The 14293-nt window shown below is 76.7% G+C and carries 11 protein-coding genes; 10 read left to right on the forward strand and 1 reads right to left on the reverse strand.

Annotated features, from left to right (window positions below; all coding sequences use genetic code 11):
• The 9 genes from Cph01nite_RS08305 to holA all read left to right on the forward strand — a co-directional run.
• On the forward strand, positions 1–661 hold a 661-nt coding region (locus tag Cph01nite_RS08305; RefSeq protein WP_203673161.1), incomplete at its 5' end, for an LLM class F420-dependent oxidoreductase.
• Between the two features lie 88 nt (positions 662–749).
• Positions 750–2690, forward strand: coding sequence for a metallophosphoesterase family protein (locus tag Cph01nite_RS08310; RefSeq protein ID WP_239069138.1), 1941 nt, complete (start codon positions 750–752; stop codon positions 2688–2690).
• A 138-nt stretch (positions 2691–2828) separates the two neighbouring features.
• Positions 2829–4376, forward strand: coding sequence for a D-alanyl-D-alanine carboxypeptidase family protein (locus tag Cph01nite_RS08315; RefSeq protein WP_203673163.1), 1548 nt, complete (start codon positions 2829–2831; stop codon positions 4374–4376).
• Positions 4377–4395: 19 nt separating this feature from the next.
• The gene (locus Cph01nite_RS08320; RefSeq protein WP_203673165.1) at positions 4396–5076 is read left to right on the forward strand and encodes a metal-dependent transcriptional regulator; all 681 of its coding nucleotides are present in this window, start codon (positions 4396–4398) and stop codon (positions 5074–5076) included.
• 82 nt (positions 5077–5158) lie between these two features.
• Positions 5159–8074 carry a leucine--tRNA ligase gene (leuS, locus tag Cph01nite_RS08325; protein ID WP_203673166.1) on the forward strand — a complete coding sequence of 972 codons (2916 nt, stop codon included), beginning with the start codon at positions 5159–5161 and terminating at the stop codon, positions 8072–8074.
• Positions 8075–8085: 11 nt separating this feature from the next.
• A complete protein-coding gene (locus tag Cph01nite_RS08330; protein ID WP_203673167.1) occupies positions 8086–9102 on the forward strand; it encodes a DegV family protein in 1017 nt (338 codons plus the stop codon).
• Positions 9103–9471: 369 nt separating this feature from the next.
• A complete protein-coding gene (locus Cph01nite_RS08335; RefSeq protein ID WP_203673168.1) occupies positions 9472–10248 on the forward strand; it encodes a ComEA family DNA-binding protein in 777 nt (258 codons plus the stop codon).
• Entirely contained in the window at positions 10245–11792 is a 1548-nt protein-coding gene (locus Cph01nite_RS08340) for a ComEC/Rec2 family competence protein (protein WP_203673176.1), read from the forward strand. Before Cph01nite_RS08335 ends, Cph01nite_RS08340 begins: the two co-directional genes overlap by 4 nt.
• Positions 11793–11931: 139 nt before the next feature.
• A complete protein-coding gene (holA, locus tag Cph01nite_RS08345; RefSeq protein WP_239069153.1) occupies positions 11932–12897 on the forward strand; it encodes a DNA polymerase III subunit delta in 966 nt (321 codons plus the stop codon).
• 237 nt (positions 12898–13134) lie between these two features.
• On the opposite strand, the gene Cph01nite_RS08350 is transcribed toward holA, so the two are convergent.
• Positions 13135–13863 (reverse strand): EAL and HDOD domain-containing protein, encoded by a 729-nt coding sequence (locus tag Cph01nite_RS08350; protein WP_203673178.1) that lies wholly within the window; start codon positions 13861–13863, stop codon positions 13135–13137.
• Positions 13864–14058: 195 nt separating this feature from the next.
• On the opposite strand from Cph01nite_RS08350, the gene Cph01nite_RS19225 reads away from it, so the two are divergent.
• On the forward strand, positions 14059–14187 hold the full coding sequence (locus Cph01nite_RS19225) for a hypothetical protein (protein ID WP_275407392.1): 129 nt from the start codon (positions 14059–14061) through the stop codon (positions 14185–14187).
• The last annotated feature ends 106 nt before the right edge of the window (positions 14188–14293 follow it).

The raw sequence follows: 14293 nt of genomic DNA on the forward strand, positions 1-14293 counted from the left end.
CCACTTCTTCCCGCTGTCGGGCGACCCCGACGGTCGGCACTTCGAGTGCTGGACGATGCTCGGGGCCTGGGCGGAGCAGACCAGCCGCGTCGAGATCGGTGCGCTGGTGTCCTGCAACTCCTACCGCAACCCCGACCTGCTCGCGGACATGGCGCGCACGGTCGACCACATCAGCGGCGGGCGGCTGATCCTGGGGATCGGGGCGGGGTGGTTCGAGCGGGACTACGTCGAGTACGGGTACGACTTCGGCACCGCGGGGTCACGGATCGCGGACCTCGCGCAGGCGATGCCGCGGATCCGTGCGCGGTGGGCGGCCATGAACCCCGCACCGACGCGCGACATCCCGGTGATGATCGGCGGGGGCGGTGAGCGCAAGACGCTGCGCGTCGTCGCGGAGCACGCGGACATCTGGCACTCGTTCGGCGACATCGACACCCTGCGACGCAAGAGCGCGATCCTCGACGAGCACGGCTCCGCCGTGGGCCGGGACACCGCTGCGCTGGTGACGCGGTCCACGGCCGTGGACGGCGCCGACCCCGGCGAGGTCGGCGCCGAGCTGGTGGCGGCGGGCGTCCGGCTGGTCACGTGCAGCACCAGCGGCCCGGACTACGACCTCACCCACGCCGCCGCGTGGGTCCGCTGGCGCGACGAGCGCGCCTGATCCCCCCGCTGCCGTGGCGCGCACCTCACCCGGCGCCACGCGACCGCGGCCGCGCTGACGTGCGCGACCGCGTCTAGGCTCGGCACCGATGACCGACCCGACCACCGACCCGACCACGGACCCGACGACCGGAGCGACGGCTGCCCGCCTCCTGGGGCGCGCCCGGCGGGGCGCCGTCCGCGCGGTGCGGTCGGTGCGCGGGTGGCGGCCCCGGCACGGCTGGCTGCCGATGGTCGGGCTGGTCGTCGCCGGGCTGCTGGCCTCGGTGGTGTTCGGGGTGACGACCGCGTCGGTGCAGTCGGCCCTCGGGCCCCACGTGACCCGGTACGACGTCACGACGGACGCGACCGTCACCATCGACTTCGGGCCGCTGGGCACCCTGCAGATCGACTCGCCGCTGCCGGCCACCCTGGGGATCCGCGCGACGGTCCAGGAGATCCCGGCGAGCGTCACGGAGCTCGGCGAGGCGCGCACGCTGCAGGCGCTGAGCGAGGACCTCAACGCCTACGTGGCCTTCTTCTCGGGTCCGGCCGCCGCGGTGCGGGACGTCGGGTACGCGCTGGTCGCCGACGCCGTGGCGCGTGCCGTCGTCGCGTTCGTCGTGCTGGTGGGCGTCTGGTGGCTGGGATCGCTGCTGCTCGGCGGCGACCGGCGACGCGAGCTGCTCGCCCACCTGAGTGCGCGCGGGCGTCCCCTGCGGGCGGGGCTCGTGGTCGTCGTCGTCGGCACGACCGTGCTGACCTCCAGCGTCGGACCCGGTGACCGCCCCGCGTCCCGGCCGGTGGCGTCCGCCGTGTTCGAGGGCACGCCGTTGGCAGGTGCGCGGGTGACGGGCCGGCTCGGCGGCGTCATCGACACGTACGGCGGGTACGCGCTGGACGCCTGGCGGGCCAACGAGGACTTCTACCGCGGCGCGGACGAGGCTCTGGTCGTCGCCTGGCAGGAGTGGGAGGCCGACGAGGAGCGCCGGGCGGACGAGGCGGAGCGCCGGGACGCGGCGGAGCGCGCAGCCGCGCAGCGCGCGGCGCGCACGACCACGGACGGGCCCGGTGACGCGGCGCCGGAGCCCGTGGACGGCGCGACCGCGCCCGAGGGGCAGGACGAGGACGCCGGGACCGGGTCCGCCGACGCGGCGACGGACGGCGAGGCGCCGACCCCGAGCCCGACCCCGACCCCGAGCCCCACGCCCACGCCGACGCCCGCGGCGGACCCCGTGGTGCTCCTCGTCGTCTCGGACCTGCACTGCAACGTCGGGATGGCCCCGCTGATCGGGACGCTCGCGGAGCTCGCCGGCGCCGACGCGGTGCTCGACGCGGGTGACACGACGATGAACGGGACGTCGGTCGAGCAGTACTGCGTCACGTCGTTCGCGCGCGCCGTGCCGCCGGGCGTGCCGCTCGTGACCTCGCCGGGCAACCACGACTCGCGCGAGACCACCGCGAACTACGCGCGCGCCGGCGCCACCGTCCTCGACGGCTCCGTCCTGGAGGTCGCCGGGGTGCGCATCCTGGGGGACAGCGATCCGAACGAGACGCGCGTGGGAGGCGGCGGGACCGTGGCGGGCGTCGACGAGACGCCGGCCGAGGCGGGGCGGCGCCTCGCGGACGTCGCGTGCGACGACGGCGCGGTCGACCTGCTCCTCATCCACACCCCGACCGTCGGTGACGCCGCGCTCGACCGGGGCTGCGTCCCGGCACAGGTGTCCGGGCACTACCACCGGCGCATCGGCCCCGAGCAGGTCGGGCTCGGCGTGCGGTACGTCTCGTCGAGCACCGCGGGGGCGACGCTCAACCAGCCCACGGTCGGCCCGCTGCGCGGGGTGGCCGAGATGACGGTCCTGCGCGTCGACCCGGACTCGCGGCTGGTCGTCCAGTACCAGGTCGTGCGCGTCTCGCCGGACGCCACCGTCACCGTGGGGCGTCCCCAGCCCTGGCCCGCGGTCGTCGTGCCGCAGGACGAGGACGAGGCCGTCGACGGCCCGGGCGCCGGCGTCCCCGTGCCCGGGGGCGGGCCCGCGCCGCAGGGCTGACGCGCGCCACCCGTCGTCCCGCGGATGAAACCCCGCGCGACCTGTTGCGCATCCGCCGTCCGGGTGATCGCCTGGTCGGGTGCGTCCCGCACGCGGCCCACCGGCGTGCCGCGCGGGGCGTCACCCCGGGGGGTCGGTGTGCGGCGGACGACGGTCGCGGTGGTCACCGCGGTGCTGGTGCTCGCCGTGGCCGGGCCCGCGTCCGCCGGTCCGGGCGAGGACGTGCTGCGTCCGGGGGAGCGGCTCGGCCCCGGGCAGGCGCTGCTCGCGCCCGCCGGCGGCGACGTGCTCGTCGTGCAGCCCGACGGTGCGCTCGGGCTGTACGCGCTCGACGACCAGGTGCGCTGGTCCACCGGCCGCGGCGTCCCCGGAGCCACGCTCACGACCGACGCGACGGGCGACGTGCTGCTCGTCGCCCCCGACGGCGCGGTGCTGTGGAGCACCGCGACCGGCGGGTCGGGCGGGACGCTGCGGCTGCGGGACGACGGCGACGTCGTCGTGGAGGACCCCGACGGCGGTGTCGTGTGGAGCAGCGGGACGGGACGCGCCCCCGCGGTGCTCGACGCACCGGGCCGGCTGGACGACGGTGACCTGCTGTCCTCGCCCGACGGCCGGCACACGCTGCTGGTGGACGGTGACGGGGGCGTCCAGCTGCGAGGTCCCGACAGCTCCGTGCGGTGGGCACCGGGCGGCGCGGACGCCGCAGCGCAGCCGACGGTCGCCCTCGAGTTGCGCGCGGACGGTGACCTCGTGGCGCGCGGGGCTGACGGTGGCGCGGTGTGGCGCAGCCGTACCGCCGGACGCGGCGCGGTGACGCTCGTGGTGCAGGACGACGGGGACCTCGTACTGCTGGACGACGAGGACGAGCCGGTCTGGCGCGCGGGCACGGCGATCGGCCCGTCGACGCTCGACCCGGGCGCCGTGCTCGGCGAGGGGGCCTCCCTGGGCTCGCCGTCCGGGCACCTCGGGGTGTCGGTGACGGGCGGTGCGCTCGTCGCGACGTGGCGGGGCCGCCCCTTCTGGTCCTCGCCGGCCGCAGCGGCGCGGACCCTGCAGGTGAGCGACGACGGCGACCTGCTGCTGCTCGACGGTGCCGGGGCACCCGTGTGGAGCACGGCGACGGGTGGACGTGCGGGTGCGCGGCTCGTCCTCGAGGAGACGGCGGTGCTGCTCGTCGCGCCGCGGGGCGAGGTCCTGTGGCAGGTGGCGGTGCCCGCGGAGCTCGTGGCGGCGACCCCCGCGCCGGCGGTGCCGCCGCCCACGGACTGCGCCCTGGTGGACGCGCCGGTGGCGGAGGCGGACGTGGTGCGCTCGCGCAGCGGGATCCGTGTGCACCCGTGCCTCGCCGGGTCGCTCGACGCGCTCGTGGCCGCGGCCCGGGCGGACGGCGTCGTGCTGGGTGGTGGCGGGTGGCGCAGCAGCGCGCAGCAGGTCGCGCTCCGGCGCGCCCACTGCGGACCCACGGACGCCGAGGTGTTCGACGTCCCCGCGTCGGCGTGCTCGCCGAGCACGGCGCGACCGGGCAGCTCGCGCCACGAGCGGGGGCTCGCCGTCGACTTCACGGTGGGGGGCCGCACGGTGTCCGCCGGGTCCCCGGCGTACGCGTGGCTGGTCGAGCACGCCGGTGCGTACGGGCTGCGGAACCTGCCCTCGGAGCCGTGGCACTGGAGCGTCGACGGGCGGTGAGCCCTCTACGCTGGTCGTCGTGACGGAGAGCCCTGCACCCCTGTCCGCGGTGACCCAGGACTACCTCAAGGTCATCTGGGGCGCCCAGGAGTGGTCCGACGTCCAGGTGACGACGAAGCTGCTCGCGAGCAGGCTCGGCGTCGGCGCGTCGACCGTCTCGGAGACCGTCAAGCGGCTCGCCGACGCGGGCCTGGTCTCGCACCGCCCCTACGGCGCGGTCGAGCTCACCGCGTCGGGGCGTGCGCACGCGGTCGCGATGGTCCGCCGGCACCGGCTGATCGAGACCTACCTCGTCGAGAGGCTGGGCTACGGCTGGGACGAGGTGCACGACGAGGCGGAGGTGCTCGAGCACGCCGTCAGCGACCGGTTCGTCGAGCGGGTCGCCGCCCTGCTCGGTCACCCGGACCGGGACCCGCACGGCGACCCGATCCCGGCGGCGGACGGCACGGTCCACCTGCCGGACGCGCGTGCCATGTGGGAGGTCGAGACGGGGGAGTACCGGGTCGCGCGGATCTCCGACGCGGATCCCGAGCTGCTGCGGTACCTCGAGGGTGTCGGGCTGGTCCTCGACGCCCCGGTCGCCCTCGAGGAGCGGCGTGCCGTCACCGGCGTCGTCAGCGTGCGGATCGACGGGGCGCCGGACCGCGTCGAGCTCGGCGAGGTCGCCGCGAGCGCGATCTGGCTCGCCGCACGCGGCTGACCCGTGCCGTCGGCGTCCCGCCGGCGGTGGACCCGGGCGCCCCGCGCGCGTGGGGTGCGCCGCGCGTCGGTACGATTCCCCGGTGAGCGACCAGTCCCCGACCCCGGCCCCCGACGACGTCCCCTTCCGCTACACCGCCGCCCTCGCCCAGGAGATCGAGCTGCGGTGGCAGGACGAGTGGGAGCGGCGCGGCACGTTCTTCACGCCGAACCCCGTCGGGCCGCTCACGGACGGTCAGGGTCGCCACGCCGACCCCGGCGCGCGGCCGTTCTTCGTCATGGACATGTTCCCGTACCCGTCGGGCGCCGGCCTGCACGTCGGGCACCCCCTGGGCTACATCGCGACGGACGTCGTCGGTCGCTTCCGGCGCATGTGCGGCGACAACGTGCTGCACGCCCTCGCGTTCGACGCGTTCGGCCTGCCCGCCGAGCAGTTCGCCGTGCAGACCGGGCAGCACCCCCGCGTGACGACCGAGGCGAACATCGCGATCATGCAGCGGCAGCTGCGCCGCCTGGGCCTCGCGCACGACCCGCGACGCTCGTTCGCGACGATCGACGCCGACTACGTGCGCTGGACGCAGTGGATCTTCCTGCAGATCTTCGAGTCCTGGTACGACGAGGACGCCGTGCGCCCCGACGGCGGCACGGGCCGGGCCCGCCCGGTGTCCGAGCTGGTCGAGGAGTACGCCGCGGGCACGCGGGCGCTACCCACCGACGTCGAGGGCGTCCCGGCGGGGGCGACCTGGGCTGACCTGGACGACGTCACGCGCCGCCGCGTGGTCGACGTGCAGCGCCTGGCGTACCTGTCCGAGACGCCCGTCAACTGGGCGCCGGGGCTGGGCACGGTGCTGGCCAGCGAGGAGGTCACGTCCGAGGGGCGCTCCGAGCGTGGCAACATGCCGGTCTTCCAGCGCAACCTGCGCCAGTGGAACATGCGCATCACCGCCTACGCCGACCGCCTGACCGACGACCTCGAGCGCATCGACTGGCCCGAGAAGGTCAAGTCCATGCAGCGGCACTGGATCGGGCGATCGACCGGCGCGCGGGTGCGGTTCGCCGTCCAGGGCGGTGAGCAGGTCGAGGTGTTCACGACCCGCCCCGACACGCTGTTCGGGGCCACGTTCCTCGTCGTGTCGCCCGAGCACCCGCTGCTGGACGAGGTGCCGCAGGCGTGGCCCGACGGCACGTCGAGCGCCTGGACGGGCGGCCACGCCTCGCCGGCGGACGCGGTGGCCGACTACCGCCGGCAGGCCGCGGCCAAGACGGCCGTCGAGCGGCAGCAGGACGCCGGGCGCAAGACGGGTGTCTTCACGGGTCACCTGGCCGCCAACCCGGTCAACGGCGACCTGCTGCCGGTCTTCACCGCCGACTACGTGCTCATGGGCTACGGCACGGGCGCCATCATGGCGGTCCCGGGCGGCGACGAGCGCGACTTCCAGTTCGCCGAGGCGTTCCGGCTGCCGGTCGTCTACACCGTCGACGCCCCGGAGGGCACGCCGCCGGGTGCGCGCACGGGCGCCGGCGCGGTGATCAACTCCTCGAACGACGAGATCAGCCTCGACGGGCTGGACGTGGCCGAGGCCAAGGAGCGCATCGTCGAGTGGCTGAGCGCCAAGGGCGTCGGCGAGGGCACCGTCACCTACCGGCTGCGCGACTGGCTGTTCAGCCGGCAGCGCTACTGGGGCGAGCCGTTCCCCATCGTCTACGACGAGCACGACACCCCCATCGCCCTGCCCGACTCGGCCCTGCCCGTCGAGCTGCCCGAGGTCCCCGACTTCTCGCCGCGCACGTACGCGCCGGACGACGCGGACTCCGAGCCCGAGCCGCCGCTGGGCCGCAACACCGACTGGCTGCACGTCGAGCTCGACCTGGGCGACGGCCCGAGGCGCTACCGGCGCGACGCCAACACCATGCCCAACTGGGCCGGCTCGTGCTGGTACTACCTGCGCTACCTGGACCCGCGCTCGGACGACGTGCTGATCGACCCCGAGCTCGAGGCCTACTGGATGGGCCCGGGGCACGGTGCGCAGCCCGCCGGGTCGACCGGTGGCGTCGACCTGTACGTCGGCGGCGTGGAGCACGCCGTCCTGCACCTGCTGTACGCCCGGTTCTGGCACAAGGTCCTCTACGACCTGGGGCACGTCCGCAGCGCGGAGCCGTTCCACAAGCTCTTCAACCAGGGCTACATCCAGGCGTACGCGTACACCGACGAGCGCGGCGTCTACGTGCCGGCGGCCGAGGTCGTGGAGGACGAGGCGTCCGTCACCGGCTTCACGTGGGACGGTCAGCCCGTCCACCGCGAGTACGGCAAGATCGGCAAGTCGCTGAAGAACGCCGTCTCGCCGGACGAGATGTACGAGGCGTACGGGGCCGACACGCTGCGCGTCTACGAGATGTCGATGGGACCGCTCGACCTGTCCCGCCCGTGGGAGACGCGTGCCGTCGTGGGTGCCCAGCGCTTCCTGCAGCGGCTGTGGCGCAACGTCGTCGACGAGACGACGGGCGAGCTCGTCGTGTCCGACGACGAGCCGTCGACCGAGACGCTGCGCGTCCTGCACCGCACGATCGCCGACGTGCGCGAGGACATGACGAACATGCGGATCAACACCGCGATCGCCAAGCTGATCGTCCTCAACAACCACCTGACCACCCTCGAGCGCAGCCCCCGCACGGTCGTCGAGGCGCTGGTCGTCATGACCGCCCCCGTCGCGCCGCACGTGACCGAGGAGCTTTGGGCCCGCCTCGGCCACGACGAGTCGGTCGTGCACGCGGCGTTCCCGCAGGCCGACGAGCGGTACCTGGTCGAGGACACCGTCACGTGCGTCTTCCAGGTCCAGGGCAAGGTCCGGGGCCGTGCCGAGGTCGCCCCGTCCGTGGGGGACGCCGAGCTGCGTGAGCTCGCGCTCGCGGACGCCGGCGTCCAGCGCGCCCTCGCCGGACGGGACGTGCGCACGGTCGTCGTGCGCGCGCCGAGGCTCGTCAACGTGGTGCCCGCCTGAGCCCCGCCACGGTGCCGACCCCCCGCGTCGCGGTCGTCACCGACTCCACGTGCGCGGTGCCGCCCGCGCTCGCGCGGGACGCCGGTCTGCACGTCGTGCCGCTCGACGTCAGCATCGACGGCGCCTGGTACGCCGAGGGTGTCGACGTGACGCCCGACCAGCTGCTCCGCGCCCTCGAGCGCGGCGCGAAGGTCACCACGTCGCAACCGCCGCCCTCGGCGTTCGCCGCGGCGTACGAGCGTGCCGCCGCCGCGGGAGCCCACGAGATCGTGTCGGTCCACCTGTCGGGGGAGATGTCCGGCACGGTGCGCTCCGCGCGGACCGCCGCGACCGTCAGCCCGGTGCCCGTCCGGGTCGTGGACTCGCGCACCGCGGCGCTCGGGCTCGGCTTCGCGGCGCTCGCGGCCGCGCGGTACGCGGCGACGCCTCTCGACCCCGCCCCGGGCGACCCCGCCGACGTCGAGGACGGCGTCGGCGGTGCCGTCCGACGCTGGGTGACGCGGGCGGTCCACCGGGGTGCTGCGGCGCCCGTGTGGCCCGACGCCGCCCAGGTCGCGGGCGTCGCGGCTGCGGCGGCCGAGAGCAGCCGCGTCTGGTTCCTCGTCGACTCGCTCGAGCACCTGCGGCGCGGCGGCCGGCTCGGCACCGCGGCGGCCGCCCTCGGCACCGTGCTCGGCCTGCGGCCGATCCTCGCCGTGCAGGACGGCCGCCTGGTGGTGGGCGAGAAGGTCCGCACGCGTCGCGCGGCGCGCGAGCGACTCGAGCAGCTCGCGCTCGCCGAGCTCGCGGACCGGCCGTCGGCGCGCGTCGCCGTGCACCACGTCGGCCCGCCCGACGTGGCCGCCGAGCTCGCGGCGCACCTGGCCGCGGCGACCGGCGTGCGGCCCGCGGACGTCCTCGTGGCGGACGCGGGAGCGGTGCTGGCCGCGCACGTCGGCCCGGGGTTGCTGGCGGTCGTCGTCGCCGACGGCGAGCCGGCCGCTCCCGCCCCGCACGACGACGAGGCCGCCGCTCCCGGGCGACGCTGAGCCGCCCACAGCCCACCCCGGCGCCGGCGTCGTCCACGGGTCGGCCGCCCCGGCGCCTGCTCGCGAGCCGACGCTCCTAGCGTCACGCCGGTGCCACTCGACCGCTCCCGCGTGCCGCCCGACGTCGCGCGCAGGCTCGCCGCCCTCGGCGCGCACCTGACGGACGCCCCGGCGTCGCAGGACGGTCCCGGGGCCACCCTCCCGGACCCCGGCGGGTCCGCGCCCCCCGCCGTCCCCGTCGCTGGCGCCGGTGTCGGTGTCGGTGTCGGTGTCGGTGTCGCAGCGGACGCGACCGTGCCGCCCCGGACCGCCGGATGGACGCCCGACCCGCCCGTGACCGTGCCGCACGGGGCCGTGGACACTGCCCCGGTGCCCGCCCGTCCCGCGGCACCGGCGCCGCTCGACGGGTCGACGGTCACCGGCACCGCGGGCGCCCCCGGCCCCGCGCCGGCAGCCGAGGCGTCGCGCCCGTGGGACCCGAGCGTCCCGTCGGCGCTCGCGGCCGCCGCCGTCGCGTCGGCCGCGCCCGACGTCCCGCGGGTCCGCTGGGCGCCCGGGTGGCGTGCGACGGGTGCCGCGGTCCTGGTCCTGGCGATCGCCGCCGGGGGCGTCGCGCTCCGGTCCGCCTCGACGCCCCGCGCCGACGCGGTCGAGGTCCCGGTCCCTGCCGTGACCGCGGACGACGCCCCGGGCGCCGGCCCCGCCGGGGACGTCCCCGAGCACGTGGTGGTCCACGTCGTCGGCGCGGTCGCGGAGCCCGGCCTCGTGCGGCTCGCGCTCGGTGCGCGGGTCGGCGACGCCATCGCCGCGGCGGGCGGCGACGTGCCCGAGGCGGACCTCGCGCGCGTCAACCTCGCGCGGGTCCTGTCCGACGGGGAGCAGCTGGTCGTGCCGGTGGTCGGTGCGGTGGACCCCGGAGGTGCCGTGGACCCCGGCGGTGCCGGGCCCGCGGGCGAGGGCCTGGTCGACCTCAACACCGCGGACGCCGCCGCGCTCCAGGAGCTGCCGGGTGTCGGCCCGGTGCTCGCCGGACGCATCGTGCAGCGGCGCGAGGAGCGTCCGTTCGCGACGGTCGACGAGCTCGACGACGTCGCAGGCATCGGGCCGGCACTGATGGCCGACCTGCGACCCCTGGTCCGGGTGTGAGCCCCGGGCCGGCGGCAGCGGCGGCCGCGGCGGACCTGCGCCTGGTGCCGCCCGCGCTCTGCGCGTGGGCCACCGCGCTCGCCGTGGTGCACGCGCCCCACGCCGCGGTCCGCGGCGGGCCGGTCGCGCTCGGGCTGCTGGCGCTGGCGGGCGCGGCGGTGGTGTCGGCCGCGCTCCGGTGGGTGCTGCGTGGCCCCCGCGGCGGCCGGCCCGTCGTCGACGACGACGGGCGGAGCGGTGGGGCGCGGCGCGCCCTGCCCGCCGTCGCGCTCTGCCTGGCGACGGCCGCGCTCGTGGTCGTCTCGGGTGCCGCGGCCCAGCAGGTCCGCGCGCCCCACGCGCTGCTGGCGGCAGCAGCGACCGGCCGCACCGTCGAGGTCGTCGGCCGGGTGTCGACCGAGCCGCGCCCCGCGGCCGGTGACACCCGCGAGCGCTTCACCGTGACCGCCTCGGCCGTCCGACGGGACGGTGCGTGGGTCCGCGTGCGCGGTCCGGTGGAGGTCGTGGCACCGGCCGGGGCGGTCCTCGGCTCCGCGGTGCACCTGCACGGTGTCGCGAGCACCACGACCCGGGGCGACCGGGCCGCGGTCCGGCTGCGGGCCGACCGGGCGCCCCGCGTCACCGCGGGTCCGCACGGGCTCACCGCGCGAGCAGCACGTGTCCGCCTCGGCGCGCGGGAGGTGGCGCGGGACCTTCCCCCCGACGTCCGTGGCCTGCTGTCGGCCGTGACGGTCGGGTCCACCGCCGACGTGCCGGCCGACCTCGTCGAGGCGATGCGGACGTCGGGGCTCGCCCACGTCATGGCGGTGTCGGGCGCGCACTTCGCGATCGTCGGGGCCCTGGTGCTCGCCGTGACCGCCTCGCTGGGCGCGCCGCGGCCGCTGCGGGTGGCGGCTGCGGGCGCTGCCGGCGTCGGCCTGCTGCTCGTCGTCGGTCCCGAGCCCAGCGTCGTGCGCGCCGCGGTGATGGGTGCCGTCGGGTTGCTCGGGCTGCTCGCGGGCCGGCGCTCCGCCGGCCCGGCGGCGCTCGCGGCCGCGGTGGTGGTCCTCCTGGTGGCGGACCCGTGGCTCGCGGTCGACGTCGGGTTCGCGCTGTCGGTCGGGGCGACCGCCGGGCTGGTGGTGCTCGGTGCGCCGATGGTCGCGCGGTGGTCCCCGCGCTGCGGGCGGGACGTCGCCGCACTGCTGGCCGCGCCGGTCGCTGCTCAGCTCGGGTGCCTGCCCGTGACGCTGGCGCTGTGGCCGACGTTCGGCCCGTGGTCCGTCGCCGCCAACGTCGCGGTCGCGCCGGCGGTGGCCCCCGCGACGGTGCTCGGCCTGGGCGCTGCCCTGCTCGCGGGCCCGTGGCCGTCGGGGGCCGCGGTCCTGGCGGCCGGCGCGGGAGCGGCCTGCTGGTGGATCGCGGCGGTCGCGCGGTGGACGTCGGGACTGCCCGGCGCCGCGCTGGCGTGGTGGCCGGGAGCCGGGGGCGCCGTGGCCGCGGCCACGGTCGTGCTCGCGGTGGCGGCACTGGTCCTGCGTCCGCCCGGCCCGCCGGGCCGGTGAACAGTGGCGGTCGGACGCGCGTACCGGCGTTGTCGGCGCCGCGTGGCAGGCTGGGCCCGTGGCCGCCCGCACTCCCGCACGCTCGTCCCGCAGCACGGCAGGCTCCGCGCGTGGCCGAGCCGGTGGCGCGTCCGGCGGCGTGCCGTGGACCCAGGCCGAGCCCGCCCCCGTCGTGCTGGTCAGCGGCCCGGAGGACCTCCTGGCCGAGCGTGCGTGCGAGCGCATCGTCGCCCAGGCCCGTGCGTCGGACCCCCAGGTCGAGGTGACGCGCGTGGACGCGGCGACCTACGCGCCCGGCGAGCTGGCCGTCCTGACGAGCCCGTCGCTGTTCGCCGAGGGCAAGGTGCTCCTGGTCGAGGGCGTCGAGCGCGCGGGCGACGCGCTGCTCGTCGACGCCGAGGCGTACCTGGCGGCCCCGGTCCCCGACGTCGTGGTCGTGCTGCGGCACGCGGGCGGGCAGCGTGGCAAGCGGCTCCTCGACGCCGCCAAGCGCGCGCAGGTGCCCACGGTCGGCTGCGAGCAGGTGCGCAGCGACGCGGACAAGGCGTCGTTCGTGTCCGAGGAGCTCCGGCGTGCCGGTCGGCGCGCCGACGGGCGGGCGGTGCGGGCGCTCGTCGACGCGGTCGGCTCCGACCTGCGCGAGCTCGCCGCCGCGTGCGCCCAGTTGGCGGCCGACACCACCGGGCTGATCGGTGAGGACGCCGTGCAGCGCTACCACGGCGGGCGCGTGGAGGCGACGGGCTTCCAGGTGGCCGACGCGGCGGTCGCGGGGGACGCCGGCCGTGCGGTCGCGCTGCTGCGGCACGCGCTGGCCACGGGGCTCGACCCCGTGCCGGTGGTCGCTGCGGTCGCGGCACGCCTGCGCACCCTGGCGAAGGTCGGTGCGGTGCGGGGTCGGGGTGCCGCTGCGGCTCGGGAGCTCGGCATGGCGCCGTGGCAGGTCGACCGTGCGGCGCAGGACCTGCGCCGGTGGACCCCGGAGGGGCTCGCCGTCGCCATCGCGGCGGTCGCGCAGGCGGACGCCGAGGTCAAGGGGGAGGGGCGCGACCCGCGGTTCGCGGTGGAGCGTGCCGTCCTGCGGGTCGCGGCGGCGGTGGACCGGTGAGCCCGGCGCAGCGGTCGCGCACGTCTGCCCCGAGCGACTGACCTCGCCCGGCCCCCGGCGACCGACCCTGCCGGTCGGACCGCCGGCACCGGTCTCCCCACTGGTCACGCCTGAGGCGCTCGAGCGTGGTCACACCGCCCGTGCGGCGGTGGGCAGGAGGTCATGACGTCCTCGTCCGGGGCGTCACCCGAGCGGCCGCAGCCGGAACGGTGACGTCGTGACCGCGGCCTGAGCCGGTCAGTGGCCGACGAGCCGGGCGCCCGCGCGGTCCAGCACTCCGGCGCGCTCGATGAGGTTCCCCTGGAAGAGGGTGAAGCCGAGGTCGCGGGCGTGGCGCAGGACCTCCGGGGACTCGACGTACTCGGCGACGAGGGTCGCGCCGAACGACCGTGCGACGCGGACGACGGGGTGGCCCTCCACGTCGAGGTCACGCACGTCGACCTTGACGAAGTCGACGTGCGGCAGCAGCCGGCGCTGCTCCGGGCGGTCGGTGAACGAGGGGAGCGCGACACGGAACCCCTGCTCACGCAGGCGGCGCAACCCGGCGAGCGCGGCAGCGTCGACCTCGGTGGTCGTGCTGACCTCGATGACGAGGCGGTCGGGCCGTGCGGGCAGGGGCAGCTCGCCCAGGAGGTGGGCGCGGGGGCACCGGACGAAGAGCAGGCGTCCGTGCGCCACGTCGTCGAGGTCGACGCGGCCGAACGTCGCCCGCAGGACGTGGTCGGTGGCGCGCTCGTGGTCGGCGCGTCCCCACGTCCGCGCGAGCTGCGGGTGGTGCCCGGGCGCCCGGTAGGAGAACTGGTAGGCGAACGGCCGCCCGTGCGCGGAGTAGATGCCCTGGCGTGCGACGAGCACGGGCTCGTGCGCGAGGTGCTGCTCCCACGCCCGCCGCAGCGCCCGCGGGATCGCCGCGTCGACCGCCGCGCCGAGCAGCGCGACCGTCGCCTCCGGGTCGTCCGATGTCATGGCGACTATGACATCACAAGTCCGGACATGTGATGTTCTGGTCGCAGGGTGGAATCTCGACGCACCCGATCGGGTGGTCGGGGTGTTCGCACGGATCCGGTGGAATGTGTCACCCTGTCGGCGACGTGTCCCGACCTGGCGGGGCCGTCGGCGACATGCCCCCAGGGAGCACGGAGTCTCTGACAGGAGAACGACATGAAGGCCCTCACCAGCGCAATCGCCGCTCTCACCATCGTTGGATCGCTCGTCGTCGGTGCCCCGGCAGTGACTGCCTCCGTCTCGCTCAACGGCGGGGCCAGCGGCTGCTGCAAGGACTTCCACTGAGCTGATCGACCCGAGGGGTGCGGTGTCGCGACAGCTGTCGTCGCGCACCGCGCCCGTCCGTGCGGGCACGCGCCGGGGCCTCCGACCCTGCCCAGGGTGGGAGCCC

The organism is Cellulomonas phragmiteti (assembly GCF_016862775.1).
Lineage (GTDB): Bacteria > Actinomycetota > Actinomycetes > Actinomycetales > Cellulomonadaceae > Cellulomonas > Cellulomonas phragmiteti.